This is a genomic window from Blastococcus sp. CT_GayMR19, assembly GCF_004570385.1.
Classification (GTDB): Bacteria; Actinomycetota; Actinomycetes; order Mycobacteriales; family Geodermatophilaceae; genus Blastococcus_B.
Window position 1 is genome coordinate 85,534 of record NZ_SPQL01000011.1, and the last position, 26,835, is coordinate 112,368.

Annotated in this window: 25 protein-coding genes; 19 read left to right on the top strand and 6 right to left on the bottom strand. The window is 74.4% G+C overall.

The window, feature by feature from the left end; all coding sequences use genetic code 11:
- Positions 1–9: 9 nt before the first annotated feature.
- Both E4P39_RS15710 and E4P39_RS15715 read right to left on the bottom strand, forming a co-directional pair.
- The gene (locus E4P39_RS15710) at positions 10–585 is read right to left on the bottom strand and encodes a TetR/AcrR family transcriptional regulator (RefSeq protein ID WP_135137514.1); all 576 of its coding nucleotides are present in this window, start codon (positions 583–585) and stop codon (positions 10–12) included.
- Positions 586–806: 221 nt separating this feature from the next.
- Positions 807–1,835, bottom strand: a complete 1,029-nt coding sequence (locus tag E4P39_RS15715) for an ATP-dependent 6-phosphofructokinase (RefSeq protein ID WP_135137515.1) — start codon at positions 1,833–1,835, stop codon at positions 807–809.
- 154 nt (positions 1,836–1,989) lie between these two features.
- On the opposite strand from E4P39_RS15715, the gene E4P39_RS15720 reads away from it, so the two are divergent.
- The 3 genes from E4P39_RS15720 to E4P39_RS15730 all read left to right on the top strand — a co-directional run bounded on the left by E4P39_RS15720 (position 1,990) and on the right by E4P39_RS15730 (position 3,632).
- Positions 1,990–2,730 (top strand): GntR family transcriptional regulator, encoded by a 741-nt coding sequence (locus E4P39_RS15720; protein WP_245159869.1) that lies wholly within the window; start codon positions 1,990–1,992, stop codon positions 2,728–2,730.
- A gap of 1 nt (position 2,731) precedes the next feature.
- A complete protein-coding gene (locus tag E4P39_RS15725; RefSeq protein ID WP_135137517.1) occupies positions 2,732–3,220 on the top strand; it encodes an SRPBCC family protein in 489 nt (162 codons plus the stop codon).
- Between the two features lie 139 nt (positions 3,221–3,359).
- Positions 3,360–3,632, top strand: coding sequence for a GlsB/YeaQ/YmgE family stress response membrane protein (locus E4P39_RS15730; RefSeq protein WP_245159870.1), 273 nt, complete (start codon positions 3,360–3,362; stop codon positions 3,630–3,632).
- 30 nt (positions 3,633–3,662) lie between these two features.
- On the opposite strand, the gene E4P39_RS15735 is transcribed toward E4P39_RS15730, so the two are convergent.
- A complete protein-coding gene (locus E4P39_RS15735) occupies positions 3,663–4,301 on the bottom strand; it encodes an MBL fold metallo-hydrolase (RefSeq protein ID WP_135137518.1) in 639 nt (212 codons plus the stop codon).
- Positions 4,302–4,441: 140 nt separating this feature from the next.
- On the opposite strand from E4P39_RS15735, the gene E4P39_RS15740 reads away from it, so the two are divergent.
- On the top strand, positions 4,442–4,660 hold the full coding sequence (locus E4P39_RS15740; protein WP_135137519.1) for a hypothetical protein: 219 nt from the start codon (positions 4,442–4,444) through the stop codon (positions 4,658–4,660).
- A gap of 135 nt (positions 4,661–4,795) precedes the next feature.
- Here E4P39_RS15740 and E4P39_RS15745 read toward each other — a convergent pair whose 3' ends face one another.
- Positions 4,796–5,560 carry an enoyl-CoA hydratase-related protein gene (locus tag E4P39_RS15745; protein ID WP_245159871.1) on the bottom strand — a complete coding sequence of 255 codons (765 nt, stop codon included), beginning with the start codon at positions 5,558–5,560 and terminating at the stop codon, positions 4,796–4,798.
- Between the two features lie 345 nt (positions 5,561–5,905).
- Here E4P39_RS15745 and efeO point away from each other — a divergent pair, with 345 nt between their 5' ends.
- From efeO to E4P39_RS15760, 3 genes are all read left to right on the top strand, one after another.
- Positions 5,906–7,042, top strand: coding sequence for an iron uptake system protein EfeO (gene efeO / locus E4P39_RS15750; RefSeq protein ID WP_135137521.1), 1,137 nt, complete (start codon positions 5,906–5,908; stop codon positions 7,040–7,042).
- A gap of 4 nt (positions 7,043–7,046) precedes the next feature.
- Complete coding sequence (gene efeB / locus E4P39_RS15755; RefSeq protein WP_135137522.1) at positions 7,047–8,360, top strand: iron uptake transporter deferrochelatase/peroxidase subunit; 1,314 nt, start codon at positions 7,047–7,049, stop codon at positions 8,358–8,360.
- A 222-nt stretch (positions 8,361–8,582) separates the two neighbouring features.
- Complete coding sequence (locus tag E4P39_RS15760; protein ID WP_135137523.1) at positions 8,583–10,169, top strand: serine/threonine protein kinase; 1,587 nt, start codon at positions 8,583–8,585, stop codon at positions 10,167–10,169.
- A gap of 29 nt (positions 10,170–10,198) precedes the next feature.
- Here E4P39_RS15760 and E4P39_RS15765 read toward each other — a convergent pair whose 3' ends face one another.
- Positions 10,199–10,933: a hypothetical protein gene (locus E4P39_RS15765; RefSeq protein WP_135137524.1), complete on the bottom strand. Its 735-nt coding sequence runs from the start codon at positions 10,931–10,933 to the stop codon at positions 10,199–10,201.
- 162 nt (positions 10,934–11,095) lie between these two features.
- Here E4P39_RS15765 and E4P39_RS15770 point away from each other — a divergent pair, with 162 nt between their 5' ends.
- From E4P39_RS15770 to E4P39_RS15805, 8 genes are all read left to right on the top strand, one after another.
- Positions 11,096–12,379, top strand: coding sequence for a competence/damage-inducible protein A (locus E4P39_RS15770; protein WP_135137525.1), 1,284 nt, complete (start codon positions 11,096–11,098; stop codon positions 12,377–12,379).
- 225 nt (positions 12,380–12,604) lie between these two features.
- Positions 12,605–14,233: an acyl-CoA dehydrogenase family protein gene (locus E4P39_RS15775; RefSeq protein ID WP_135137526.1), complete on the top strand. Its 1,629-nt coding sequence runs from the start codon at positions 12,605–12,607 to the stop codon at positions 14,231–14,233.
- Positions 14,234–14,347: 114 nt separating this feature from the next.
- Positions 14,348–16,480, top strand: coding sequence for an EAL domain-containing protein (locus E4P39_RS15780; RefSeq protein WP_245159872.1), 2,133 nt, complete (start codon positions 14,348–14,350; stop codon positions 16,478–16,480).
- Between the two features lie 161 nt (positions 16,481–16,641).
- Entirely contained in the window at positions 16,642–17,352 is a 711-nt protein-coding gene (locus tag E4P39_RS15785) for an NYN domain-containing protein (RefSeq protein ID WP_245159873.1), read from the top strand.
- A gap of 138 nt (positions 17,353–17,490) precedes the next feature.
- Positions 17,491–18,639, top strand: coding sequence for a GGDEF domain-containing protein (locus tag E4P39_RS15790; protein WP_135137529.1), 1,149 nt, complete (start codon positions 17,491–17,493; stop codon positions 18,637–18,639).
- Between the two features lie 303 nt (positions 18,640–18,942).
- The gene (locus E4P39_RS15795; RefSeq protein ID WP_135137530.1) at positions 18,943–19,602 is read left to right on the top strand and encodes a PilZ domain-containing protein; all 660 of its coding nucleotides are present in this window, start codon (positions 18,943–18,945) and stop codon (positions 19,600–19,602) included.
- Positions 19,603–19,631: 29 nt separating this feature from the next.
- Positions 19,632–21,338: a GTPase domain-containing protein gene (locus E4P39_RS15800; RefSeq protein WP_135137531.1), complete on the top strand. Its 1,707-nt coding sequence runs from the start codon at positions 19,632–19,634 to the stop codon at positions 21,336–21,338.
- Between the two features lie 73 nt (positions 21,339–21,411).
- Entirely contained in the window at positions 21,412–23,001 is a 1,590-nt protein-coding gene (locus E4P39_RS15805) for a GTPase (protein WP_135137532.1), read from the top strand.
- A 9-nt stretch (positions 23,002–23,010) separates the two neighbouring features.
- Here the strand turns inward: E4P39_RS15805 and E4P39_RS15810 are convergent, their stop codons facing one another.
- The gene (locus E4P39_RS15810; protein ID WP_135137533.1) at positions 23,011–23,517 is read right to left on the bottom strand and encodes an ATP-binding protein; all 507 of its coding nucleotides are present in this window, start codon (positions 23,515–23,517) and stop codon (positions 23,011–23,013) included.
- 130 nt (positions 23,518–23,647) lie between these two features.
- Between E4P39_RS15810 and E4P39_RS15815 the strand changes: the two genes are divergently transcribed.
- From E4P39_RS15815 to E4P39_RS15830, 4 genes are all read left to right on the top strand, one after another.
- Positions 23,648–24,352: a GAF and ANTAR domain-containing protein gene (locus E4P39_RS15815; RefSeq protein ID WP_135137534.1), complete on the top strand. Its 705-nt coding sequence runs from the start codon at positions 23,648–23,650 to the stop codon at positions 24,350–24,352.
- A gap of 437 nt (positions 24,353–24,789) precedes the next feature.
- Positions 24,790–25,167, top strand: coding sequence for an ANTAR domain-containing protein (locus E4P39_RS15820; protein ID WP_135137535.1), 378 nt, complete (start codon positions 24,790–24,792; stop codon positions 25,165–25,167).
- A gap of 75 nt (positions 25,168–25,242) precedes the next feature.
- Positions 25,243–25,965: a GAF and ANTAR domain-containing protein gene (locus tag E4P39_RS15825; protein ID WP_135137536.1), complete on the top strand. Its 723-nt coding sequence runs from the start codon at positions 25,243–25,245 to the stop codon at positions 25,963–25,965.
- Positions 25,966–26,135: 170 nt separating this feature from the next.
- Complete coding sequence (locus E4P39_RS15830; protein WP_135137537.1) at positions 26,136–26,816, top strand: anti-sigma factor antagonist; 681 nt, start codon at positions 26,136–26,138, stop codon at positions 26,814–26,816.
- Positions 26,817–26,835 lie beyond the last annotated feature (19 nt).

The window sequence follows — 26,835 nt, forward strand, 5'->3', positions numbered from 1 at the left end:
GCGGGCGGCTCAGAGCTCCTGCAGTGTCTCGAACGCCTCGTCCACGTGCTCCTCGATCTTGCGCTCGCCGTGGCCGTCCGCCCAGTTCAGGAGCGCCGAGGTGAACGCCGCCATGTAGGCGTTGACCAGGATCACGTCGGACTGACGCACCGGACCATCGGTCGCCCCGGCAAGGGCACCGGCGATCATCTCGGCGGTGGTGCGCTCGAACTCGGCGGCCCGCGTGCGCAGGGCGGGGGTGGACGCGATGATGCGCCAGCGCGCGAGCATGTCGTCGCGGTCCTCGGGACCCCACAGCGCGAGCCACACCGACGCGAGTCCCACCAGCCGGTCGCGGAGCGGCAGCTCCCTGGGCTGCGTGGACAGCAGCGCCACCATCTGCTCCGTGGTGGGGAGCTGCATGACGATGTGTTCCTTGCTGGGGTAGTGCGCGTAGAACGTCGGGACCGAGACGCCGCCACCGGCCGCGATCTGCCCGACGTTCACCCGCTCGAACCCGCGCTCGGCGAAGAGCTCCATCGCTGCCCGGTAGATGCGCTGGTGCGTGGCGTCCCACCTGCGGGAACGCCAGTCCGAGTCGGTCACGGGATGATCCTCCGCCCGGGAACGCCGGATGGGCCAATCGCCGCACCGAGCGTTCCCGTCCGGGGTCGGCCCGGATCGCACCCGTGACGATGCGTTCCCGGTCTCCTGCCGCCGCGACGGCGCACCGCGATGCTGCGAGCTGCTGCTACCCGCCGGCGGACCGTTCACGCGATCCCCCGGTTCCGGACTCCGCGGTTCCGCGACCGCGCGCCCCCGCCGGCTCACCCGGTGAAGGCGCCGGTCTCGGCCAGCCGGGAGGCGCTCACGGTCTTGAGCCGGGCCACGGCGCGGGCGAGGGGTACCAGCTCGATCTCGGTCCCGTGCAGCGCCACCATCTGTCCGTGCTCGCCCGCGTGCGCCGCGATCGTGGCGTGCAGGCCGAACCGGGTGGCCAGGACGCGGTCGAACGACGTGGGCGTGCCGCCGCGCTGCACGTGGCCGAGGACGGTGGTCCTGACCTCCTTGCCGGTGCGGCGCTCCAGCTCCTCGCCCAGCTGCGAGGCGACCCCGGTGAACCTGCGGTGCCCGTACTCGTCCAGTCCGCCGTCGCGGAGCGGCATGGTGCCCGGCAGCGGCGTCGCGCCCTCGGCGACGACCCCGATCACGTGCGAGTCGCCGCGCTCGAACCGGGCGGTGACGAGGCGGCACACCTCGTCGATGTCGAACGGTTCCTCCGGCACCAGCGTGAGGTGCGCCCCGGACGCCAGGCCGGCGTGCAGCGCGATCCACCCGGCGTGCCGGCCCATCACCTCCACGAGCAGCACGCGCTGGTGGGACTCCGCCGTGGTGTGCAGCCGGTCGATCATCTCGGTGGCGATGCTGACCGCGGTGTCGAAGCCGAAGGTCAGGTCCGTCTCGTCGATGTCGTTGTCGATCGTCTTCGGTATGCCCACCACCGGGACGCCGGCCTGCGACAGCAGGTGCGCGGCGGTGAGCGTCCCTTCCCCGCCGATGGGGATGAGGACGTCGACCCCGTGCCGGGCCAGCACGCCCTTCATCTCCGCGATCCCGGCGTCCAGCCGCTCCGGGGCGACCCGGGCGGAGCCGAGCGTCGTCCCCCCGCGGGTGAGCAGGCCGTCGACGGCGGCGATGTCCAGCGGCGTCGTCCGGTCCTCGAGGAGGCCACGCCATCCGTCCCGGAAACCGATCACCTCGCTGTCGTAGTGGGTGGTCGCCGTACGGACGACGGAACGGATGACGGCATTGAGGCCGGGGCAGTCGCCCCCGCCGGTCAGGACACCGATGCGCACCGGCAGCTCCCCTCGCATGGGTGAGCGGCCGACGATACGTCATGACGTCCTGATGTATCCGGCCACCGGCGTGTCGGGCCAGTCCCCGCCCAGCGTTACGGACGTCTCATACGACATGACGACCAGACGTCTTGCCATCCCGTACCTTTGGCCCGTGGTCAATCCCGTTGCCGGACCGAAGTACCTCGCGGTCCGCGAGCACCTCAGGCGGCGCGTGACGGCGCTGCCCGAGCTGACCCTGCTCCCGCCGGAGCCGGTGCTCTGCGCCGAGTACGGGGTCAGCCGGATCACCCTCCGCCGGGCCGTCGACGGCCTGGTCGCGGACGGCCACCTCGTCCGCGAGCAGGGCCGGGGCACCTACGTCACCCGGCCCGCCATCCGGCACGAGTACCGCGAGAGCTTCGTGCACCGGATCGCCGGCTTCAGCTCCGTGATGAGCGAGCAGGGCGCCCAGGTGGGCACCAAGGTGCTCACCCAGCGGATCGTCCCCGCCCCGGCCGGTGTGGCGGTCGAGCTGTCCCTGGAGGGCGCCGCCGACGTCGTGGAGCTGGAACGGCTGCGCAGTGTCGACGGCGAGCCCAACCACGTCGCGCACAGCTTCCTGCCCGCGACGATGTTCCCCCGCGCCGCGGAGGAGGACTTCGGCCACGGCTCGCTCTACGACTTCCTCCGGCGGGAGTACGCGGCCGACCTGGCGCACGCGCGGATCGTCGTCGACGTCGGCACCGCCGCCCCGGACGAGGCGGACCTGCTCCGGATCGTGGCCGGCTCGCCGTTGCTCGTCGTCCGGACCACCGTCCGGGACAGCGGCGGTCGCCCGCTGGTGCACAGCTTCTCCCGCCTCCGCCCGGACGTGAGCCAGGTCGAGTTCGAGGTCTCCGTGGGCGGTCGTTGAGGTGGCTGCCTCCCCGCCCACGACGACCGCGAGCGGCGTCCGCGAGGTCCCGCAGCCGCGCGCCGAGGTCTGGCGCGCCCTGGCGGTGCTCGAGCCCTACTGCGCGGTGTGCGACGTGTCCTACGTGCTCGCGGCGACCGGAGGGGGTCCCGACGTGGGGACGACGTTCGTCTGCGCACCCGGCCGGCTCGACGGAGCCGAGCCCGCCGCCGGGGCGCCGCGCGGCGAGATCGTCGCCTGGGAGCCGGAGGTCCTCGTCACCACCCGGCTGGTCCTGACGCCGGAGACCTGGACGACCCGCCTCGAGTTCGCCGACACCGCGTCGGGCGGCACCCGGGTGTCCATCGCCATCACCCACGAGCCGACCGGCGGAGGCCGCGTCGTCCGCCGGCTCCAGCGCGGCGCTCTCCGGCGGCTCGTGCAGCGGACCGTCGACGCGGAGCTGGAGAAGGTGCCGGCGCACGTGGCCCGCGTCAGCGACGCGGGCTGAGCTCTATCGCGAAGATCACGATCGGGGGAACATGCGCATCAGCGCGGCCGGAGGGGGTACATGCCTCCACCGTGCACCGGCGCGGCGCGCCCGGCGATGGGCCGGACCGCTGCGCGCCGGTCGAACGAAGGAGAACGTTGTGATCCAGATCCTCGGCCTCATCCTCATCGGCCTCGTCATCGGCGTCCTGGCCCGCCTCATCGTCCCGGGCAAGCAGCGCCTCAGCATGCTCGCCACCCTGCTGCTCGGTGTCGCCGGCGCCATCATCGGCGGCTTCCTCGCCAGCCTGATCGGCATGGGCAGCATCACCGAGCTGAACTTCGTCGGCTTCGTGCTGGCCGTCGTCGCCGCCGTCCTGCTGATCGGCGTCGCCGAGGGCATCTCCGGCCGGTCCCGCGGCTCGATCCGCTGAGCCGTTCCCGGGGGGCTCACCGCCGGGCTCTCAGAGCTCGACCGAGTCCCCCGGGGTCAGCCGGGCCAGCGGCGTGGGCGTACCCGGCCCGCGCTCGCCCAGCAGGCCGCTCACGACACCGAGACCGGCGTCGTTGAGCAGGCCGTCGTGCACGGCGTACGCCTGGTCGGCGTGCACCGCCCGCACGTAGTCGATGAGATCCCCGGTCCGCGCCCACGGCGCGTGCAGCGGGAGCAGCAGGGTCGCCACCGGCTCCTCCGGGACGGTCAGCGCGTCACCGGGGTGGAATACCTGGCCCTCGACCAGGAAACCGATGTTCCGGATCCGCGGGATGTCCGGGTGGATCTCCGCGTGCAGCTCCCCGTGGACGTGCACGTCGAAGCCGGCGACCGTCACGGCGTCCCCGTGGCCCACCACGTGGACCCGGCCCCCGAGCCCGTCCAGCAGACCGGCCACCGAGGAGTTCGTCCAGACCTCGAGCCCCGGGTCCGCCTCCAGCGCCGTCCGCAGGCGGTCGGGTGCGAAATGGTCCGCGTGCTCGTGGGTGAGCAGCACGGCCGAGGCGCCGTCGAAGGCGGCCGGGTCGGTGAACACGCCCGGGTCGATCACGAGCCGGCGCTCCTCCTCGCAGAGGACGACGCACGCGTGGCCGTGCTTGATCAGCTCCATGGCAGCACCTCCATGACGGCATCCTGCCCCCGTGGCGGCGACGGCGCGTGCCGGTCTCGGAACCCGTGCTCCACCCCTATCGGGGAAGGAATCCGGCCGGGACCGTAAAGCTGCACGCGCGGTCTGCCGACCTTGTGGGCATGAGCCTGCAGACGATCGTCTACGCCGCCGCCCGCAGCCGCGCCCACGGCCCGACCGCCGCCCTGTGGCACGCCGTCGAGGTGCACCGTTCCCCGGCGGAACTGGACGGCGCCTGCGAGCTCACGGTGTGCGGATCGCTCGCCCGCGTCTCGCCCGAGGAGCGGTGGCCGCTCGTGGCCCGCGACGTCTGCCCCGCCTGCGCCACGCTCGCCCGCTGACGTCCGCGGGCGCCTCGCCCGCGGACCGGCCCTGACGCCCTGTCGCCGGGTGGGGGAGCTCGCCCCGACGGCAGGAGCACAACCTGGCGCGACGCGCCCGCTTCGCCGGCAGCGGCCCACGACGGCCCCCGGTGCTCAGCGGCCGCTGAACACCGGCGGACGCTTGGCCAGGAACGCCTCGACCGCCTCGTGGTGGTCGGCGGTCTGTCCCAGCTCCGTCTGCAACCGGCCCTCGAGCGCGAGGGTCTCCTCCAGCGGGTCCGTCGCCGCCGTCGCCAGCACGGTCTTCACGGCCCGGTAGGCCGCCGTGGGCCCGGTCGCCAGCCGCGACGCGAGGGCGTGGGCCTCCGGCAGCACCTGCTCGGGTGCGACGACGCGGTGGACGAGGCCCCACTGCGCGGCCGTCTCCGCGGAGAAGGGCTCGGGCAGCAGCAGCAGCTCCGTGGCCCGCGACGCACCGACGCAGTGCACCAGCCGGGCCGCCAGGGCGGAGTCGCTGGACAGACCGATCCCGGTGAACGCCGTCGTGAACTTCGCCCCGGCCGCGGCGACCCGGAGGTCCCCGGCGAGGGCGATGCCCAGCCCCGCTCCGGCGCAGGCGCCGTTGATCCCGACGACGACGGGCACGCGCAGCCCGGCCAGGGCCAGGATCAGCGGGTTGTACTCCTCCTCGACGACCGAGAGGGACGTCGCGGCGTTCCCGCGCAGCGACTCGATGTGCTCGGCGAGGTCCTGGCCGACGCAGAACGCGCGTCCCGATCCGGTCAGCAGCACCGCGCGCACGGACTCGTCGGCGCCGACGGCCCGGACCGCGTCGAGCAGATCCCGGCGCAGTGCGGAGGACAGCGCCGGCCGCTGGAGGGTGAGGGTGGCGACCCCGCCGGCGTCGTCCCTCGTCACGGTGTCCGACATCGTCGCCCTGCCTTCCCTGGAGGTCGTTGATCGCCGCCACCCTGTCACGAGCGGCGGCGCCCGCGCAGCGGTGGCCGGGACCGGCCGGGGCGGATCCCAGGCAGCTAGGTAAGGTGAGCCTTGCCTTCGTCGTTCGGTGAGGGTCCGCCGTCAGCAGATCGGGTCGCCGCATGGGTCAGGCCGTCCGCGCCAGCTGCCCGACCGGTCTCCGCGGGGGCCTCGAGGCCACGGTCCACCTCGTCCCCCTCGCCGTCCTCCGGCCGTCCCGTCCCGCCGTCTCGTCCCGGGCCGGTGTGGCCCCGGGCGCCCTCCCGAACTCGGAGACCCCGCAGCATGTCCCTTCCTGACCGCCGCTGCGCCCTGCTCCCCGCCCTCGCGCTCGTCGTCCTGACCGCGGCGTGCGGCGGCGGGTCCGAGGACGCCGACGCGACCGCCGCCGACACCATCCCGGTGGCCGCCTCCGACGACTCCTGCGACGTCGAGGCCACCGAGCTCGCGGCCGGCACGCACGAGTTCGAGGTGACCAACGGCGGCAGCAAGGTCACCGAGTTCTACGTCTACGCCGAGGGCGACCGCGTCATGGCCGAGGTCGAGAACATCGCCCCGGGCCTGAGCCGGCCGCTGCTGGTGGAGTTGCCGGCCGGGCAGTACGAGGCCGCCTGCAAGCCCGGGATGATCGGCGACGGCATCCGCTCCCCGCTCACGGTCACGGGCGAGTCCACCCAGCTGTCCGAGGACGAGTCGCTGGCCCGGGCCGCGCAGGACTACCAGCGCTACGTGCAGAGCCAGACGACGGCGCTCACCGAGCAGACGACGGCGTTCGTCGAGGCCGTGAAGGCCGGCGACATCGAGCGGGCGAAGGCGCTCTTCCCCGTGGCGCGGACCTACTGGGAGCGGATCGAGCCGGTCGCCGAGATCTTCGGCGACCTCGACCCCCGCATCGACGGCCGCGAGGGCGACCAGGCCGAAGGCGAGGACTTCACCGGCTACCACCGCATCGAGAAGGCGCTGTGGGAGACCGGCGACGTCTCGGACATGGGCCCGTACGCCGACCAGCTGCTCACCGACGTCGAGGAGATCGTGGCCCTGGCCAACGAGACGACGCTCGACCCGCTGCAGCTGGCCAACGGTGCGAAGGCCCTGCTCGACGAGGTCGCCACCGGGAAGATCACCGGCGAGGAGGACCGCTACTCGCACACCGACCTGTGGGACTTCGCGGCCAATCTCGAGGGCTCGCAGGCCGCCGTCCAGGCGCTGCGTCCCTACCTGGAGGAAGCCGACCCGGACCTGGTCGCCGAGATCGACGAGCGCTTCGCGAGCACCGAGGCCGAGCTCGAGAAGCACCGCTCGGGGGACGGCTGGCTGCTGCACGACCAGCTCAGCCAGGAACAGCTCAAGGCGCTCAGCGACAGCGTCACCGCCCTGACCGAGTCGGTCAGCCAGGTGGCAGCTGTCGTCGCGGACCGGTGAGCCGGTGAGCACGCAGCAGGACTCCGCGCAGCCGGAGCAGCAGCCGCCGGCCGGGGTCTCCCGCCGACGGCTGTTCGGCTGGCTCGGCGCCGGTACCGCGGGCGTGCTGGCCGCGGGCGCGACCGGCGGGCTGATCGGGCGGTCGACGCTGGAGACCGCGTCCTCCTCCGGTCCCGGTCCCGACGACGCCGTCGAGTTCACCGGCCGGCACCAGGCCGGGATCGTCACGCCGGCCCAGGACCACCTGCACTTCGTCGCCTTCGACGTCGCCACCGACAGCCGTGCCGACCTCGTCGAGATGCTGAAGGCCTGGACCGGGGCGGCCCGCCGGATGACGGCCGGCCGGGACGCCGGCCCGGTCGGCGCCGTGGACGGCGAGCAGTACGCCCCGCCGGACGACACCGGGGAGGCGATCGGACTCCCGGCGTCCGGGCTCACCCTGACCATCGGTTTCGGGCCGACGCTGTTCGCGGCCGCCGACGGCATCGACCGGTTCGGCCTGGCCGCCCGCCGGCCGGCACCGCTGACGGCGCTGCCGTCGTTCGCCGGTGACCAGATCGACCCGGCCATCAGCGGCGGCGACCTGTGCATCCAGGCGTGCGCCAACGATCCGCAGGTCGCGGTGCACGCGGTCCGCAACCTCGTCCGCCTGGGTGCCGGCGTGGTGAGCGTCCGCTGGTCGCAGCTCGGGTTCGGCCGGACGTCGTCCACCAGCACGGGCCAGGCCACGCCGCGGAACCTGTTCGGCTTCAAGGACGGCACGAACAACCTCAAGGCCGAGAACAGCGCGGCGCTCGAGCGCTTCGTCTGGGTGGGGACGGGCGACAGCGGCGCCGACTGGCTCGCCGGGGGCTCCTACCTCGTCACGCGGCGGATCCGGATGCTCGTCTGGCCCTGGGACACCTCGTCGCTGGACGAGCAGGAGCGGACGATCGGCCGGACCAAGGGCGATGGCGCCCCGCTCGGGCAGCGGCGCGAGTTCGACCCCGTCGACTTCACGAGGCAGACGGACGGCGAGTTCGCGATCCCCGAGACCTCGCACGTCTTCCTGGCCAACCCCGCGAACTCCGGGACGGCGATCCTGCGTCGTGGCTACAGCTTCGTCGACGGCTCCGACGGGCTCGGCCGCCTCGACGCCGGCCTGTTCTTCATCGCCTACCAGCGGGATCCGGCGACCGGGTTCGTCCAGGTCCAGAAGAACCTGCGGCTCGACACCATGAGCGAGTACATCCGGCACACGTCCTCCGCCGTGTTCGCCTGCCCGCCGGGCGTCCAGGGGGACGGGGACTGGTGGGGGCGCAGCCTCTTCGAGGGCTGACGTCGTGGTCGGTCCGGCACGCCCCGCAGTCGGCGCGCCGGATGCGCGGGTTGGGGCAGGTCAGACGGGAATCGGGTCGCCCCGTCCGCCGCTAGGGCTGCGTGCGCGATGTGTAATCCGGGCCCCGAATGGACAGTGAGGGACAGGGAGACCAATGCGCCCCGGGGCGGCAGCGTCGCAGCCCGCCTGAAGCCGGGCCGGACAGAACGAGGAGTTGCCCCCGTGGTCGAACCAGGTCGACGGTGCCTGGGGGACCGTTACGAACTGGACCGACTGATCGCCGCCGGCGGTATGGGACAGGTCTGGCGGGGGCTGGACATCGCCCTGCACCGGCCGGTCGCCGTGAAGGTGCTGCGCAGCGAGTACACCGGCGACCCCACGTTCCTGGCCCGCTTCCGGGCGGAGGCCCAGCACGCCGCCTCACTCAGCCACCCGAACATCGCCGCGGTCTTCGACTACGGCGAGGAGATCGCGCAGGACGGCACGGGCGAGACCCTGGCCTACCTGGTCATGGAACTCGTGGAGGGCGAACCGCTCTCCACTCTGGTGGCACGCGAGGGGCCGCTCGCGACGGCGACCACGCTCTCGCTGCTCCGGCAGACCGCCTTCGGCCTCGGCGAGGCGCACCGTGCCGGCCTGGTGCACCGCGACGTGAAGCCCGGGAACATCCTGGTCCGCCCTGACGGCAGCGTGAAGATCACCGACTTCGGCATCGCGTGGTCGGCCCGCAGCGTCGCGCTGACGCGGACCGGGCAGGTCATCGGCACGCCGCAGTACCTGTCGCCGGAGCAGGCCGAGGGCCGGTCCCCCACACCGGCCAGCGACGTCTACGCGCTCGGGTTGATCGGCTACGAGTGCCTCACCGGGCACCCCGCCTTCGAGGGCGACAACGCCGTGACCATCGCGCTGAAGCAGGTGCAGCAGGACCCCGAGCCACTGCCGGGGGACCTGCCTGCCGGTGTCCGCGGGCTGATCCGCCGCGCCCTGCTCAAGGATCCCGCCGCCCGGCTGCCCGACGGCGCAGCCTTCGCCGCGGCGATCGACGACGTGCTCGCCGGGCGCAGCCTGGCCGACGCCCCGGCGACCGTCTCCGTCCCGCTGGCCGCCACCGGCGCGTTGCCCCGGCAGCGGGCCGCGGGTGCCGGACACCGGCGGCCGGGGTCCACGCGCTCCCCCGCCGGCCGCAGCCGGCGCCGCGTCGCGGCGGTCCTGCTGCCGCTGCTGGCCCTGCTCGCCGGGGCAGGCATCGCGGCCGCCCTGCTGCAGGCCCTGTCCGACGGGCCACCCGCCTCGACCGCGTCGGCTGCCGAGCAGGTGCAGAGCGGCAGCATCGTCCTGGATGCCGACAACTACATCGGCCGCCCGGTCGAGGACGTCGCGGCCCGGCTGACGGCCCTGGGCCTGAACGTCGAGCTCCGTGAGCTGGTCACCGCGGACACCGCGCCCGACCGGGTGACCGCCGTCGAGCCCTCCGGCACGTCCCTGGCCGTCGGGGACACCGTGGTCGTCACCTACGCGGTGGCTCCGCCCGCGGCCAGCACCGGCCCCAGCCGCGGCGGCTCCGCGCCCTCGGTCGCCGCGGTGGTCGACGAGCCGGCACCGACGCAGCCGGAAGAGACCGCGGTACCGGCGTCCCCGAGCGGCCCGGTGCTCTCCGCGGCGGCGCCCTCGACCACGACGTCGGCCACCCCGACGGAGAGCGTTTCCCCGGGCAGTACGACCCCGTCGACCGCACCCACGAGCGGCGCGACGTCCTCCAGTGCGGCGGGGTCCACGTCGGCCTCGTCGAGCGAGTCCGACGACGACTGACTCCGGTCAGCTCGTCGTGGTTGCGCTGGTCAGTCGCGCTTGGCGCCGGTCCACAGTGCGGCGCCGAGGAGGCCGAGCGCGGCGGTGAGCAGGAAACCGCGGTCGCCGTCCGCCCGGGGGAGGGCGACCAGCAGCCAGAAGACGGACAGGCAGACCAGCCCGGCGGCGCCGATCCGCCAGGCCTGACCGGCGCGCGGGCGCCCGCCCGGCGAGGACGCGTAGAGGAGGGCCAGCAGCCCCACGAGGACGGCGGCCGTGGCGAAGGCCGACCACAGCGGCACGACGTCCCACAGCGACTGCGAGCCGAGGTCGAGCGCCAGACCCAGCTGGAGCACCAGCATCGCCAGCGCGGCCAGGCCCACCGCGATCAGGGCGCTGCGGTCCTGGGGGAGCCGGGCCGCCCGTGCCTTCGTGCGCTCCCGGGGGGCGTCGTCCGACTCGAGGCTCTCCGGCCACGTCGAGACCGGTGCCGGCGGGGCGGCGGACTGCGGGGCGGCGGGCGGCGGAGGTGGCGGCGGCGGGGTCCCGAGGCCGGGGAGCCCGGGCACCCAGTCCACCGGCCCGGTCGGCTGCGGCGGCGGCTGGACGGACGGAACCGGCTGGGCTCCGACGGCCGTGGCTCCGAACGAGGTGGCACCCGGGTGGGGAGGAAGCTGCTTGGTCACCGGGGCGGCAGTCGGTTGGACCACGGGGATCTCCGCGGTGCTGGGCTGTGCGGGATCGGCCGGATCTCCGGGCGACCGGGGGTGGGACGGGACGCTCACGGCTCCTCCTTGCGCGCTCCGGTGGTCCGCGGGCCGGACCTCTCTCGTCCGCACGGTATCCGTGACCGGCCCCCGGGCCGGTGCGGCTCCCCGGTCGGGGGTCCCGGAAACGGGCCCGGGCCCGAGCTGCTCCTCCCGCCGGCCCGACCTAGGGTCGCCAGCGTGGTCACGCGCGCAGGCATCGTCGTCACCGGGACCGAGGTGCTGACCGGCCGGGTCCCCGACCGCAACGGCCCCTGGCTGGCCGAGCAGCTGCGCCTCCTCGGGATCGACGTCGGGCACGTGGTCGTCGTCGGTGACCGGCCCGGCGACCTCCGGGACGCGTTGGGGTTCCTCGCCGGCACCGGGGTGGCGCTGGTCATCACCACGGGTGGGCTCGGTCCCACGGCCGACGACCTGACCGCGGAGGTCGTCGGCGGGTTCCAGGGTCGCCCCTCATCGCTCGACCCGGCCCTGGAGCAGCGCATCGCGGCCATCGTGGAACGGCTCACGGCAGCGCGGGGCTGGTCGACGACGCCCGAGGCCATGGCCGCCGGCGTCCGGAAGCAGGCCCTGGTCCCCGCCGGCGCGGTCGTCCTCGAGCCGGTCGGCACCGCGCCGGGCCTGGTCGTCCCGCCCGCCGACGGGCGGGACGGTCCCGTCGTCCTGGTGCTGCCGGGCCCGCCGCCCGAGCTGCGCGGCATGTGGCCGGCGGCGCTCGACGCCGAGCCGGTCCGCAGTGCCCTGGCAGGGGGCGCGGAGCTCCGGCAGGAGACGGTCCGGTTGTGGCGCACGCTCGAGGCGCAACTGGCCGTGACCCTCCGCGAGGTCGAGCCGGACCTGGCCGGCCTCGAGGTCACGACCTGCATGCGTGAGGGCGAGCTGGAGATCGTGACCCGCTTCGCACCGGAGGCCCAGGGCGCCTACGACCGGCTGCTGGCGGCCCTCGTCGAGAACCACGGGGACGCCCTGTTCTCGACCGGCCCCACGCTGGACGACCTGGTCGCGGGCGCCTTCGCCGACCGAGGGCTCACCGTGGCCACCGCCGAGTCCTGCACCGGCGGTCTGCTCGCCGGGCGGTTGACCGAGCGCGCGGGCTCGTCGGGGTGGGTCCTCGGGGGCATCACCGCCTACGCGAACTCGGCGAAGGAGCGGCTCGTCGGCGTCCCTGCCGAGATGCTCGCCGCGCACGGGGCGGTCAGCCCCGAGGTGGCCGTGGCCCTCGCCGAGGGGGCCCGGGCGCGGTTCGGTGCCGACATCGGCGTCGGGATCACCGGGATCGCCGGGCCCGGCGGGGGAACGCCGGACAAGCCGGTCGGGACGGTGCACCTCTGCGTCGCCGGCCCGGACGGGCAGGAGGCGCGGGCGCTCCGGCTGGCGGGCTCACGGACGGCGGTGCGGGAACGATCCGTCACGATGGCGATGCACCTGCTGCGCCAGCTGCTCCTGGGCGGCCCGCCCGCCTGATGGCGGACGGCGGCCGGCGGAGCCGCCCTCCCACTGCGAGAGCCCCCGTGCACGGTGGCTCCGGCGGTTGCGCGGTGGCTCTGGCGGAGTGGCGCGGTGGCTCCGGCGGTTGCGCGGTGGCTCCGGCGGAGTGGCGCGGCGGCTGGGACAGACCCGCCCGGACTGCCCTCACGCGGCGCCCACCGGGCGGCCGCGGCACTACCTACTGATGAGTAGGGTGCCGACATGAGCGGCACGCACGAGGTCACCAACCAGGTCCCGCCGCTGTCGGGGCACGACCCGATCTCCGGCGACGCCGCGCTGGCCGAGGCCTGTCTCCGGCATGCGGACGCCGCCGCGCTGGAGTCGCTGACGGACCTGGGACGCCTGGCCGGCAGCGAGCAGGCGCAGGAGTGGGGACGCGTCGCGAACGAGAACCCGCCGAGACTGCGCACCCACGACCGGTACGGCCACCGGGTCGACGAGGTGGAGTTCCACCCCTACTGGCACGAGCTGATGCGCACCGCCGTGGGTTCCGGCCTGGCCGGCGCCCCGTGGGCGGCGTCCCGGGCCGGGGACCGGCACGCGCACGTCCGTCGCGCGGTGGGCTACTTCGGCTGGACGCAGGTCGAGATGGGCCATGCCTGCCCGGTGACCATGACCTACGCCGCCGTCCCGGCGCTGCGCAGCACCCCCGAGCTCGCCGCCCGCTTCGAGCCGGGCCTCACCAGCCTCGACTACCAGTTCGGCCTCGCCGAGCCCGGGACGAAGACCGGCCTGATCGCCGGAATGGGGATGACCGAGAAGCAGGGTGGCTCCGACGTCCGGACCAACACGACGCGCGCGGTCGCGCGGCCGGACGGGAGCTACGCCCTGACCGGGCACAAGTGGTTCACCTCGGCGCCCATGAGCGACCTGTTCCTCGTCCTGGCGCAGCTCGACGAGGGGGTCTCCTGCTTCGCGGTCCCCCGGGTGCTGCCCGACGGCAGCCGCAACGTCTTCCGCCTCCAGCGGCTCAAGGACAAGCTCGGCGACCGGTCCAACGCCTCGAGCGAGGTCGAGTTCGAGGGGACGACGGGCTGGCTCGTGGGGGAGCCCGGCCGCGGCGTGCCCGCCATCATCGAGATGGTCAACACCACGCGGCTGGACTGCGTGCTGGGCTCGGCGTCGACCGTGCGGGCCGCGCTCACCCAGGGCATCCATCACGCAGGGCACCGCCGCGCGTTCGGTGCGCTGCTGGCCGACCAGCCGCTCATGCAGAACGTGCTGGCCGACCTGGCCGTGGAGAGCGAGGCGGCCACCGCGCTGGCCATCCGGCTGGCCGCGGCGCTGGACGCGGGGGAGTCGGCCTTCCTGCGCCTGGCGGGCGCCGCCGCCAAGTTCTGGGTGTGCAAGCGCACCCCCGGCGTCGTCGCGGAGGCGATGGAGGTGCTGGGCGGCAACGGCTACGTCGAGGAGTCGGGCCTGCCCCGGCTGTACCGGCAGTCGCCGCTGAACTCGATCTGGGAGGGCTCGGGCAACGTCATCGCGCTGGACGTGCTGCGGGCGATGGGCCGCTCCTCGGACACGCTGGCCGCGGTCACCGACGAGATCGAACTCGCCCGCGGCGCCGATCCCCGCTTCGACGACGCGGTCAAACGACTGCACGCCGAGCTCGGCGACCCCGGGCAACTGCCGTTCCGGGCGCGGCGACTCGCCGGACTTCTCGCCCTCTGTCTCCAGGGGTCGCTGCTCCTACGGAACGCCCCGGAGCCGGTCGCCGACGCGTTCTGCGCCTCTCGCCTGGGCGGGGACTGGGGCGCGGTCCTCGGGACGCTCCCGGCGGGAACCGCGGTCGGGGAGATCATCGAGCGCGCTCGAGTCGGGGCTGTCTGAAACGCCGCGGAACGAACTACCCTCGATGTAATTCATGTGCCGCCCCTTCCCCGGACGGGACGGTCCTGTGCCGCAATTTCTTGCGGACCGATGCACTGGACGAGAGCGGGCAGCGTGCGAGAACACGACGACGGGTCACAGGCGGGTGCTTCCGACCCGCTGGCCGGTGTCCCGGACGCCGTCTACCGTCTCGACGCGCACGGTCGGTTCCGCTACCTCAACTCCGCCGCCGAGGCGCTGATGGAGCGCACCGCGGATGAGCTGATCGGCCAGCATGCGCTCAACTGTTTCCCCGACGCCCGCGGCTCGTTCATCGAGGAGCAGTTCCGCGGCGCGTTCACCGACGGCCTCGCGCGGCAGTTCACCTACTTCTACGCGCCGCAGAAGCGCTGGTACGAGATCCGGGCCTTTCGCGACCAGGACGGCCTCGCGGTCTTCTTCCGGGACGTCGACGACCACTTCCGCAGCGACCAGCAGCGGGACGCGGAGGTGCGCGAGCTCACCGACGTGCTGGAGGCGCTCCCGTCGGCGACGGTGCTGGTGGACGGCGACGGCCGCATCATCAACGCGAACCGGGCCTGGGAGGTGAACGGCGAGGTCTTCCGGTCCGACGGGCACAAACCCGGCGGTGTGGGGGACAACTACCTCGACGCGATGAGGATCGGGCTGGACCCGGCCGACCACGCCGTCATCGACGCGGCGATGCGCCGTCTCGTGCAGGAGCCTACCGAGGGCGGGGTCGCCTACCCCGCGACGGCGACGTTCGACCACGACTACTCCTGCCGGATGGGCGAGGAGACCGCCTGGTTCCGGCTGCAGGCCTCGCGGGTGATCGGAGCCTCCCGGGTGGTCGTCACCCACACCGACATCACGGCCCGCGTGCGCAGCGAGCAGGCGCTGGCCTGGCAGGCCGCTCACGACGACCTGACCGGCCTGCCGAACCGGAGCTCCCTCCTGCGCTCCATCCGGGACGCGCTCACGGACCGCAGCAGCGATACCGGCGCCACCGGTCTGCTGGTGCTCGACCTGGACGGCTTCAAGACCGTCAACGACTCGCTGGGGCACGAGGTCGGTGACGCGCTGCTCTGCCAGGTCGCGGCCCGGCTGGCCGAGCAGGTCCGGCCCGGGGACGTGGTGGGACGGCTCGGTGGCGACCAGTTCGTCGTCCTCGCCCGCGGCTGCGACTCCTCGGAGGCGGCCGCGCTCGCGTTCCGGCTGCAGACGACCTTCGCCCTGCCCTTCGTCGCATCCGGCATCACGGTCCCGGTCTCGGCCAGCATCGGCGTCGCCGTCTCGCGGCCCGACTCCGACGACGCGCACCAGCTGCTCAGCGACGCCGACGCGGCGATGTACGCGGCCAAGGGCTCCGGCCGCGACCGCGTCCACCTGTTCTCGCCGGGCCTGCGCGAGGCGGCTCGCTGGCGCCTGGAGGTGGCCACCCGCCTGCGGGAGGACGCCATCGACCAGCTCGTCGTCCACTACCAGCCCGTGGTGCGACTGGACACCGGCGAGGTCGAGGGCGTGGAGGCGCTCGTCCGCTGGCAGCACCCCGAGCGGGGCCTCCTGCCACCCGACTCCTTCCTCTCCGTCGCCGAGGAGACCGGCCAGGTCATCCCCATCACCCGGTGGCTGCTGCGCGAGACGACCCGGCGGGCCGCGGAGTGGGCAGCCGAGGGCCTGCCGCTGCGGATGTCGGTGAACGTCAGCGCCCGGCACTTCTCGGCCGAGACGCTGGTCCGGGACGTCCGAGTGGCCCTCCGGGAGTCCGGCCTGCCGGCGGACCAGCTGGTGCTCGAGCTCACCGAGACCACGGTCGCCGAGGACCCGACCCGCGCGGAGGACCAGCTCACCGTGCTCCGCAGCTTCGGCGTCCGCGTGGCGATCGACGACTTCGGGACGGGCTGGTCGTCGCTGGCTCAGCTCTTCGCGCTCCCGATCGGGACGCTGAAGATCGACCGCTCGCTCCTGAACGCGGCGGAGCGGGCTGCGGCGGGGGAGAGCGGGGCGGTCCTGGCGGCCATCGTGGGCCTGACCCGCACGCTCGGCATCCGTTCGGTGGCCGAGGGCGTCGAGACCCCGGAGCACCTGCGCATGGTGCGCGATGCCGGCTGCGACCTCGCCCAGGGCTGGCTGCTCGGTCAGGCGATGCCGGCCGACGCGGTTCCCGGGTTCGTGCGCCGGGTGCAGGCGGCCGGCGGCGACCTGTGCGCCCTGGCGGTCGCCGGCGCGGCGATCCACGCCGGGTGATCGGCCGTCGTCCGGGCCGCCGGGCGACGGCGCCAGGCGGTCCGCCGCGCTTCTCGCCGCTCCCGACGGGCCCGGCCGCGGACCCGGTCACGGACCCGGCCATGGACCCGGGCGGGGCACCGCACGTCACCGACGACGTCGGGGCGCGGCACACTGCTCCCGTGTCCGACACCCTCGCCCCCGGGACCCCGACCGACTCCGGGACGCTGCCCGATCCCGGCGCCGGCGCGGACGGCCGCGTCCGGCCGGCCCTGGACCTGCTCATCTGGGACGCGCCGAACATCGACATGACCCTGTCGACGGTGATCGGCGCGCGGCCAACCGCCGCCTCCCGCCCGCGGTTCGACGCCATCGCCGCCTGGTTCGTCGAGGGCGCCGGCGATCCCACGGAACCGGACGCCTCCGACGTCGAGGCCTGCGTGTTCGCCAACATCCCGCCGCAGCCGGGCACGCTGCAGCGCTGGGTCGAGGCGCTGCGCGGCTTCGGCTTCGCCGTCTTCGCCCGGCCCAAGACCCAGCCGGACGACGACATCGACCAGGACATGCTCGACCACATCGCGGTGCGGGCGCACAGCCACCGCCTGCGCCGGCTGGTCGTGTTCTCCGGGGACGGCCGGAACTTCGCCGAACCGCTGGAGCAGCTCGTCCGCGAGGGCACCCAGGTCGTCGTCGTGGCCTTCAGCGAGGTCGCCGGCTACGCGATCAGCTCCGACCTGCTCCAGTTCATCGACATCGAGGACGTTCCCGGGGCGTTCACCGAGCCGCTGGACCGCGTCCGTCTCGACGCCCTGCCGCCGGACGGTGCGTGGCTGCGGCCGACCAGGAGCCTGCGCGACTTCGTCAGCTCCTGGACCGCCCGCCGCAACGGCTGACGCCGTGCCGCATCGACCGACGCCGGGGGGACGCCGCACGGGGCCGGTCACCCACGAGGGTCGGGCGGACCCCGCGGGCTCAGGCGCAGCCGGCCCGGTGCCGATGTCGGACACGTGGAGGCCCGTGGTGACGTCGCCGTGGCCGATCGCCTGCGCGAGGCGATGAGCGGTCGGGCCCGGACGTCCGGCCTGATCGTCGCCGTGGCTGCCCTGGTCGTCTTCCCCGCGTGGTCCGGCTTCGATCTCCTGCTGGAACCCGGCCTCGCGCCGTCCTTCCTCGTCGTCCGCCTGGCCGGTCTGGCTCCCATGGGGATCGCGGCCTGGCTGCTGTGGCGCCACCCCGTCGGCCGCCGCCACCCGGAGCTGCTCACCGTGGTGATCCTCGCCGTGGTGCAGGCCGCGGTGGTATGGATGATCCCGCAGGTCGACACCGTCGAGCCCTACGTCCTGGGCCTGTCGGTCGCGTTGAACGCGTGCGGCTGCCTGCTCGCCTCGCACCCCCGGTGGACAATCGGGCTGGTGGTCGCCACGTGGCTGGCCCTCGCCGGTGCCGTGGTCCTCGCGCCGACCGCCCTGCCGGTCCGTGCCCTGGCCATCGCGGCGTTCTACCTCGCGACCGCCACGCTCGTCGCCCTCGTGGCGCACGTGCACCGGTACCGCCTGGCCCTGCGCGAACTCGAGACGCGGCTGCGGCTCGAGCAGGAGCAGCGCCGCACCGCGGCGCTCCTCTCCGAGCTGCAGAGACTGAGCCAGGAAGACCCGCTGACCGGACTGGCGAACCGCCGCCGCTGGGACGCCGAACTGGAATCCGCCTGTGCCGAGGCCCGTCGTGGTGGCACCTCCGTCGCGGTCGTCCTGGTGGACCTGGACCACTTCAAGCAGGTGAACGACCGGCACGGGCACGCCGGGGGCGACGGTGCGCTCACCCGGGTCGCTGCGCTGCTGGCCGAGCGGGTCCGGGGGGACGACGTCGTCGCGCGGCTCGGTGGCGACGAGCTGGCCGTGCTGCTGCCGGGAACCGATCTGGAGCGCGCGGTGGAGCTGGCCGAGCGGTTGCGGTGCGAGGCCGCCGGGCTGCAGCCGCCACGGTTCGCGCCCGGCGAGCTGACCCTCTCCCTCGGCGTGGCCGTCGCCTCGGGCGAGCAGGCCTACCCCGCGGAGTTGATGTCGCAGGCGGACGGCCACCTGTACCGGGCGAAGGTCACCCGCAACGCGGTCGGGGCACCGGACGGCGTCCCCCCGCCCGGTGCGGAGATCGGACGGGCCCTGCCCCACCCCGTGCGCTGACCCGGACACCCGGTGCGCTGACCCGGACACCCCGTGCGCTGACCCGGACATCCCGTGCCGGCTGCACCGACTCCGAAAAGGACCGCCGTCCCGCTTCCCCGGAAGGCGTCCGGGCGGTGTCCTCGACGGATGCCCCCGGGACGCCGATGACCGGGTGGGCCGGGTGCGTCAGGCCGCCCGCCCGGCGCGTCGGGCAGGCGGCGTGGTCGGCCCGCGACCCCGGCGGTTACCGTTCCCACCGGCGGGTCGCGGGACCGAAGGCATCGGCCAGTGCGTCCCGCGGCACAGGAGTGGAGAGGACGAATGAGCGTTCCCGGTGTTGACCACCCGGTGGAGCAGACCGAGGCAGAGGTCACGCTCAGCGGTCGTGGCATCTCGGTCACGGCGCGCGTGGAGGTCGTGCACGAGGGCGTCATCTCCCTCCGGCCGTCCGTCGGCGAGTTCGTCGAGCAGGTCGTCGTCAAGACCGGTGACGTGGTCGAGGTCTACTGGAAGGGCGAGGACAGCCAGCGCGCCGTCCCCGCGGAGGTCACGGAGGTCGAGCAGGGCGCCGTGATCCGGTGGCGGCTGCGGATCACCGGCCCGGCCGAGAACAGCCAACGGCGCAAGGCGGTCCGTGGCCGGGTGACCGTTCCCGTCGAGGCCGAGTACGGGGCCATCGACCTCAAGGGGACGACGGTGGACGTCAGCGAGGCCGGCCTGCGCGCCGAGTTCGACGGGTTCGGGGCGCCGCCCGAAGCGGGGGTGCAGCTCCTGCTGACCCTGTCGCTCGAGGACGGCGCCATCAAGACCAAGGCCGAGGTGGTGCGGACCCAGGCCCGTGGCGCGCGGTGGGTGATGTCGATCCGCTTCACGAACATGCAGGAGAAGGACCAGGACCGGGTGCGTCGCCGCGTCTTCCAGGCGCTCCGCGAGGAGCGGGCCAGCAAGGCGGACGACTCACCTCCCGGCCTTCGCGGGTAGGGACGGCGCCCGCCGGGCAGGAAGCGGGTGTGACCGCCCCGCCGCTGCTCCGGCTGCCCGATGCCCTGACGGCGCTGCGCGACCAGCTCACGTCCGCCCCGCTGGGCCTCGCCACTCCCGAGGCCGATGCGGCTCGCCGTGCCGCGCACGGTGTCACCGACCAGATCGACGACTACCTCCTGCCGCGCCTGCTCGACCTCGATGCGCCGCTGCTCACGGTGGTCGGCGGCTCGACCGGGGCGGGCAAGTCCACGCTGGTCAACAGCCTGGTGGGCGCGCCCGTGACCACGGCGGGCGTGCTGCGACCCACCACGCGGTCACCGGTGCTGGTCTGCGCCCCCGCCGACCTGCCCGCCTTCTCCGGGGACCGCGTGCTCCCGGGTCTGCCCCGCGTCACCGGCGCCTCCGGCGGTCCGGGCACCGTGCAGCTCGTCGTCCGGGACGACCTGCCCGCCGGCCTGGCCCTGCTGGACGCTCCCGACGTCGACTCCGTCGTGGAGTCCAACCGTGAGCTCGCCGGCCAGCTCCTCGCCGCGGCGGACCTCTGGGTGTTCGTCACGACGGCGTCCCGCTACGCCGACGCCGTCCCCTGGGACGTGCTGCGCACGGCGCAGGAGCGGGGGACGGCGCTGGCCGTCGTCCTCGACCGCGTCCCCCCGGAGGCGGTCGGGGAGGTGGCGGCCGACCTCGCCGGGATGCTCGAGCGCGCCGGTCTTTCCACCGCCCGGCTGTTCGTCGTCGAGGAACGCCCGCTGACCGAGGGGCGGCTGCCCGAGGACCAGGTCGGGCCGCTCCGGGAGTGGCTGCACGCCCTCGCCGCCGACCAGGATGCCCGGGCCGCCGTGGTCCGGCAGACGCTGACCGGCGCGCTCGACAGCCTGGAGCAGCGGGCCGCGGGGGTCGCGGCCGCGATCGAGGCCACGGACGGCGCGTCCCGGGCGCTGCACGACGCCGCGACCGCCGCCTACGACTCGGCCCGCGCCGGGGTGGACGAGGGCGTCCGCAGCGGCAGCCTGCTGCGGGGAGAGGTGCTGGCCCGGTGGCAGGAGTTCGTCGGCACCGGCGAGTGGATGCGGACGCTGCAGACCCAGGTCGGGCAGCTGCGCGACCGGCTCACCAGTGCCCTGACCGGGCGGCCGACGCCGGCCGACGGACTGCAGGGCGCCCTGGAGAACAGCGTCGAACGGCTGCTGCGGGCCGAGGCTGACCGGGCCGCCGAGCGCACCGTGACGACGTGGCGGTCGCTGCCGGGAGGTGCCGCTCTCCTGGGGGGTGCCGAGCGGGAACTGGAGCAGGCCAGCCCGGACTTCCCCGAGGCGGCGGCGGCGCAGGTCCGGGACTGGCAGGGCACGGTGCTCGACCTGGTCCGCAACGAGGGCGCCGACAAGCGCTCGAAGGCCCGGGTGCTCTCCTGGGGCGTCAACGGGGCCGGTGCCGCGGTCATGGTGGCGGTGTTCGCGCAGACCGGCGGACTGACCGGCGGGGAGATCGCCGTGGCCGGCGGGACGACGGCGGTCGGTCAGCGCGTGCTGGAGGCCGTGTTCGGTGACGCTGCCGTCCGGTCGCTGGCCGCCCGCGCGCGGGAGGACCTCGAGGCGCGCGCCGACGAGCTGCTGCGCTACGAGCAGGACCGCTTCGACGGTCGGCTCGCCGCCGTGGCGCCAGGGCCCGGTGCCGCCGAGGAGCTCCGGGCCGCCGTCCGGGCGCTCGGCGCGGCCCGCCGGGCCGCCGCATGAACGAGCGCGCGAGTTCACCGGTGGGCAGAGCATCCGGGAGCACGAGGCCGACGAGCGCCGGCGAGGCGGACTCGTGATCCGCCGGGAGCCGCCGCTGGCGGACAGGCTGGCCGCCCTGCGGGAGGCGGTCGAGGTCGCCGAGGGGCGCCTGCAGGTACCGGAGGTGGCCGCGGCCCGCTCGCTGCTCGCCAAGGCCGGTGCCCGCGCGGCGCTCGGCGACGCGACGGTGGTGGCCCTGGCCGGTGCGACCGGCAGCGGGAAGTCGACCCTCTTCAACGCTCTCTCCGGCAGCGAGGTCAGCCTGCCGGGGGTCCGGCGGCCGACCACCGGCGTCGCCCACGCCACGGTGTGGGGTGGTGCCGAGGACGGGGCCGACCGGCTGCTCGACTGGCTGGAGGTGCCGCGCCGTCACCGGCATCCGCCGGAGCCCGCACTGGACGGACTGGTCCTGCTCGACCTCCCCGACCACGACAGCGTGCGCCTGGAGCACCGGCTCGAGGTCGATCGGCTGGTCGAGCTGGTGGACGTGCTCGTGTGGGTGCTGGACCCGGAGAAGTACGCCGACGCCGCCGTCCACGACCGGTATCTGGCGCCGCTGGCGGGGCACGCGGGAGTGCTGCTCGTCGTCCTCAACCAGGTCGACCGGCTCGACGCCGTCGCCGCCAAGGAGTGCCTGACCGATCTCCGGGCCCTGCTGGACCGGGAGGGGCTGGCCGCGACGCCGCTGCTCGCCGTCTCGGCCCGCACCCGTGATGGGGTGGCCGAGCTCCGCGGGGAGCTGGCGCGGCGCGTGGCGGCGCGGAGGGCGGCCACGGACCGGCTCACCGCCGACGTCCGGAGGGCCGCGGTCGCCCTGGGCGCGCACGCCGGCGACGACGCCCGGCCGCTGGACCGCCGGGACGCCGACGACCTGGTCGAGCACCTGGGCGATGCGCTGGCCGACGCCGCCGGGGTCCCGACGGTCACCGCCGCCGTCGAGCGGTCGACCCTCCGCTCCGGCGTCCAGCACACCGGCTGGCCGCTGCTGCGGTGGACCCGGAAACTCCGACCGGACCCGCTGAAGCGGCTGCACCTCGGCGACGAGCGGGCGCGCACCTCCCTGCCGCCCGCGGGCGCCGTGGAGCTGGCAGGCGTGGCCACGGCGGTCCGGCGGGCCCGCGACGCCGCGGGCGAGGACCTGCCGCAGGCCTGGCGGGACGATCTGCGCCGCACGGTGGAGACCTCGGAGGCCCGGCTGGCCGACCGCCTCGACCAGGTGGTGGCCGGCACCGACCTGGGGCCCGATCGCACCCCGCTCTGGCAGCGCGCCGTCGGAGGGCTGCAGTGGCTGCTGGCCGCCGTCGCGCTGGTCGGGGCGCTCTGGCTCCTGGCGCTGGTGGTGCTCGGGCTGTTCCAGCTCGACGAGGTCGTGCCCCTGCCCCGGGTGGAGGGGGTGCCGCTGCCGACGCTGCTGGTGATCGCCGGCCTGCTCGCGGGGGTCCTGCTCGCCTTCGTGAGCCGCCCCCTGGTCGGCCTGCGGGCGCGGCGCCGCGGCCGGGCGGCGGGCCGTCGCCTCCGGGCCGCCGTCGACACCGTGGCCGAGGAGGAGGTGCTCGAACCGATGCTCGCCGTCCGCGAGGACGCCGCCCGCTTCCGGACGGCGGTGGAGAAGGCCCGGCGGTGACCTCGGCGGTCAGTCCCTGCGGAACTCCCCGGAGCGGGGCTCGGGCAGCTGGCCGCGCCGCCGCTCGGTCGTCTCGCCGCGACCGGAGGGGAGCCGGGCCCAGACGTGCTTGCGACCCGGGCGCCGCTCCCAGCCGAAGTCGGTGGAGAGCTGGGCGACCAGGTGCAGGCCCATCCCACCGAGGGCGGGGTCGCGGTCGACGGCGGGGACGGGGGGGCGGTCCGGCGCCTCGTCGCTGAGGTCCAGCAGCCATCCGCCGGGACCGGCGACCACCAGGGCCCGGACGTCGCCGCCGCCGTGGCGCAGCGCGTTGGAGGCGAGCTCCTCGAAGACCAGGAGCAGGCCGTCGCGTGCGTCGTCGGTGGACCCGGAGGACACCGAGGGGTGGGCGATGCGGGCACGGAGGTCGGAGCGGACCCGCGAGACCGTGTGCATGGTCTCTAGCTGCCAGTGCCAGACGTCGCCGGGGACGGAGGGGACCGGCACGCACGGCCAGGTGTCCTCGGCCTCGACCATCGCCTCCCCTTCGACGTCCGCACGGCAGGCGGGAGCCGGTTCGGGACCCGGCCGAGTCCATCCTGACCGATGGGGCTCCGGCGCGCAGAGGGGGAGGTGGTCCGCGACCCCCGCCAGGCACACTGTGCGCGTGGAGGAGATACTGCGCGAGCTCAGCCGCGTCGTGCTGGTCGACCGCGCCCTGAACGATGTGCTGACCGACATCACCCGCATCGCGGCGCGGGGCATCCCGGGCGCGGAGGCCACGTCGATCACCCTGCTCCGGGGCGAGAAGGCGTTCACGGCGGCCCACCACGGCGAGATGGCACTGGCCGCGGACGAGCTCCAGTACGAGCAGGGCTCCGGGCCCTGCATGGACGCCGGCCGCGGCGGCGTGCTGCTCCGGGTGGACGACATGCGCACCGAGCAGCGCTGGCCGGACTACGTCGCGCGCGTCCAGCAGACCGGGGTCCGCAGCTCGCTGTCCGTTCCGCTGCCGTATCAGGGCTCCTGGATCGGCGCCCTCAACAACTACTCGACCAGGCCCGCAGCCTTCGCCAGCCCGGAGTCGCTGCGGGCGGGGCTGGACGTCGCCGAGGTGGTCGCGGTCGCCGTCGCCAACGCCGACGCGCACCACCAGCTCGGCGAGCAGGCCCGCAACATGCGGGTGGCCATGGAGTCGCGCGCGGTGATCGAGCAGGCGAAGGGCGTGCTGATGGCCCAGCGCCGCGTCGATGCCGAGCAGGCGTTCGAGATCCTGCGCGAGGCGTCCCAGCGCTACAACCGCAAGCTCCGCGACATCGCCCTGGGGATCGTGGAGTCCACGGGGGAGGGAGCGCGCCGCACTGCTGACTGACCCGGTGCGGCTCTCGCGTAGACCTTCCGCAGGGCGGGACCGGCGCGGAGACTGGCCCCGAGGCGCTGGCTCTCGTACCGGGCGCCGGTCGGGCACGGGAGGTGAGCGGTGGCGTCGGGTCGGACCGCCGAGATCCTGTCCCGGGTCTCGGAGTCAGGGAAGGGCAGCGGCGACGTGCCGCAACGGCTGGTCACGGCCTGCTGCCGGGCGCTGCCGGTGAGCGGTGTCGGCATCGTGCTCATGTCCGAGGACGGGCCGGCGGGGACGGTTGCCGTCACGGACGGAATGGCGGCGAAACTCGAGGATCTCCAGTTCACGCTGGGGGAGGGGCCGTGCGTGGATGCCTCCCGGACGGGCCGACCGGTCCTGCAACCGGATCTCGTCGCGACCGGACCGGCCGCTGGCCAGGATTCACCGCGGGCGCCCTGGACGCGGGGGTGCGGGCCGTCTTCGCGTTCCCGCTGCGCATGGGCGGCATCCGCCTCGGAGTGCTCGACCTGTACCGGGAACGCGCAGGGGGGCTGACCGACGAGCAACTCGCCGAGGCGCTGTCGTTCGCGGACGCCGCCACGGCCGTCCTCCTGCACCTGCAGTCCCTCGATCCGGATGCGGGCGGCCCGCTCGGGTCGATACACGTGGTCGAGGACCGGGCCGAGGTGCACCAGGCGACCGGAATGGTCTCGGTGCAGGCCGGTGTTCAGCTCGCCCAGGCGCTCGCCCTCCTACAGGCCCGCGCCTACGCCACGGGTCGCCCCATCAGTGCGCTCGCCCGGGACGTCCTGACCGGCGTGGCGCGGTTCTCGAACGACGACTAGGGCCGGATCCACGAGTACTGACGTGCGGAGGGGGGCTTCGCCGCTGCTCCAGCGAGGCTCGGACAGGAGATTCGGATGGACGGATACGAGCGTCTGGGACAGGTGTTCGTCGAGCTCGCAGACACGCTGGTCGACGATTTCGACCCGGTGGACTTCCTCCAGACGCTCACCGACCGGTCGGTGGAGCTGCTCGGAGCCGACGCGGCCGGGTTGACGCTGGCCGATCAGCGAGGCACCCTCCGACTGGTGGCCTCGACGATGGAGGAGGCCCGTGAGCTCGAGGTCTTCGAGCTGCAGGTCCGCGAGGGTCCCTGTCTGGATTGCTTCGACACCGGCCGGCAGGTCGTCAACGTCGAGCTGTCTGAGGCCTACCAGCGGTGGCCGACGTTCACCCCGGTGGCCGTGGCAGCCGGCTTCCTCGCCACCCATGCCCTGCCCCTGCGGTTGCGCACCCAGGTGGTGGGCGCGATGAACCTGTTCACCGCCGAACCTGGCCGCCTCGACGACGAGCACATCGCGATCGGGCAGGCCATGGCGGACGTCGCGACGATCGGGCTGCTGCACGAGCGGAACCTCCGTGAACAGACGACCCTGTCCGTGCAGCTCCAGGCAGCGCTGCACAGCCGGGTGCTCATCGAGCAGGCGAAGGGTGTGCTGGCGGCCCGGGCCGGGATCGGCGTGGCCGAGGCGTTCGTCCGGATGCGCTCGTACGCCCGTCGTTCCGGCCTTTCCCTGACCGCCGTGGCGGCTGCGGTGGTCGATGGTTCCATGGACGACCGGACCATCGCTGCTCCCTGAAACAGCTCCGGCCGGGTGTCGCCCGCACCCGGCCGTGGCTAGGCTGGGCGGTCAGCGAGAGGCTCCACCGCTGTGTTGCCCCGGACCCGGCAGCACGTCGATCCAGTCGATGTGCACGGGAGCGGGACCATGATCTGACGACCACGAACCGGCTGCAGCCCCCGGTCGGGATGGTGCTGCACGTGGCCGGCGAGGTGGACACGTTCGCGGCCGATGGCCTGCGCGAGCAGTTTCGGCGCCTGGCCACCGAGCCGCTGGAGGTCGTCGTCGTCGACCTCTCCGACGTGACGTTCATGAGCTGCACGGCGCTCGCGGTCCTCGCCCACGCCAAGGCGCAGTTCGCCACGCGGCTCGTCCTGGGCGGGATGTCGAGGGTCGTCACCCGCCTGCTCGACATGACCGGACTCAGATCGTTCTTCCCCGTCCTGCCGGAGGCGGGCGCGGGTGCGGCGCCCGACGGAACGGACGGCGGCGCTCCGGGAACCCGGGCGGCGGACGACGGCGCTCCGGGAACCCGCGCGACGCAGGCCAGGTCGTGGACGTTCAGCCGTACCGATCTGCACCGGGCCCGCGGCGTGCTGATGGCGGTCCACGGCTGCGACGCGGAGCAGGCGTGGAGCATGCTCGCCCTGGCAGCCGCACGCCACGGCGTCCCGGTCGCCGAGGTGGTGGACCTGCTGATCAGGGCTCGTCGGGACCCGACCCACCCCCCGTCGCCCGCCGCGGCCGACGCTGCGCTGATGGTGATGACGCGGAAGCTCGTCGACGATCCGGCCCGCGCCGGAGACGCGGTGGGCTGCGCCGCGGAGGACGGACCGGATCAGCCCACCGAGCGCCTGGAGAACGCCTGAGCCGGCCCCGGTGCCGTCG

Excerpts from the sequence above, each read along its gene's own strand:
- E4P39_RS15735 (WP_135137518.1), bottom strand. The coding sequence starts at position 4,301 with ATGGAGCTGATCAAGCACGGCCACGCGTGCGTCGTCCTCTGCGAGGAG.
- E4P39_RS15740 (WP_135137519.1), top strand. The coding sequence starts at position 4,442 with ATGAGCCTGCAGACGATCGTCTACGCCGCCGCCCGCAGCCGCGCCCAC.
- efeO (WP_135137521.1), top strand. The coding sequence starts at position 5,906 with ATGTCCCTTCCTGACCGCCGCTGCGCCCTGCTCCCCGCCCTCGCGCTC.
- E4P39_RS15775 (WP_135137526.1), top strand. The coding sequence starts at position 12,605 with ATGAGCGGCACGCACGAGGTCACCAACCAGGTCCCGCCGCTGTCGGGG.
- E4P39_RS15795 (WP_135137530.1), top strand. The coding sequence starts at position 18,943 with ATGAGCGTTCCCGGTGTTGACCACCCGGTGGAGCAGACCGAGGCAGAG.
- E4P39_RS15810 (WP_135137533.1), bottom strand. The coding sequence starts at position 23,517 with ATGGTCGAGGCCGAGGACACCTGGCCGTGCGTGCCGGTCCCCTCCGTC.
- E4P39_RS15825 (WP_135137536.1), top strand. The coding sequence starts at position 25,243 with ATGGACGGATACGAGCGTCTGGGACAGGTGTTCGTCGAGCTCGCAGAC.
- E4P39_RS15830 (WP_135137537.1), top strand. The coding sequence starts at position 26,136 with ATGGTGCTGCACGTGGCCGGCGAGGTGGACACGTTCGCGGCCGATGGC.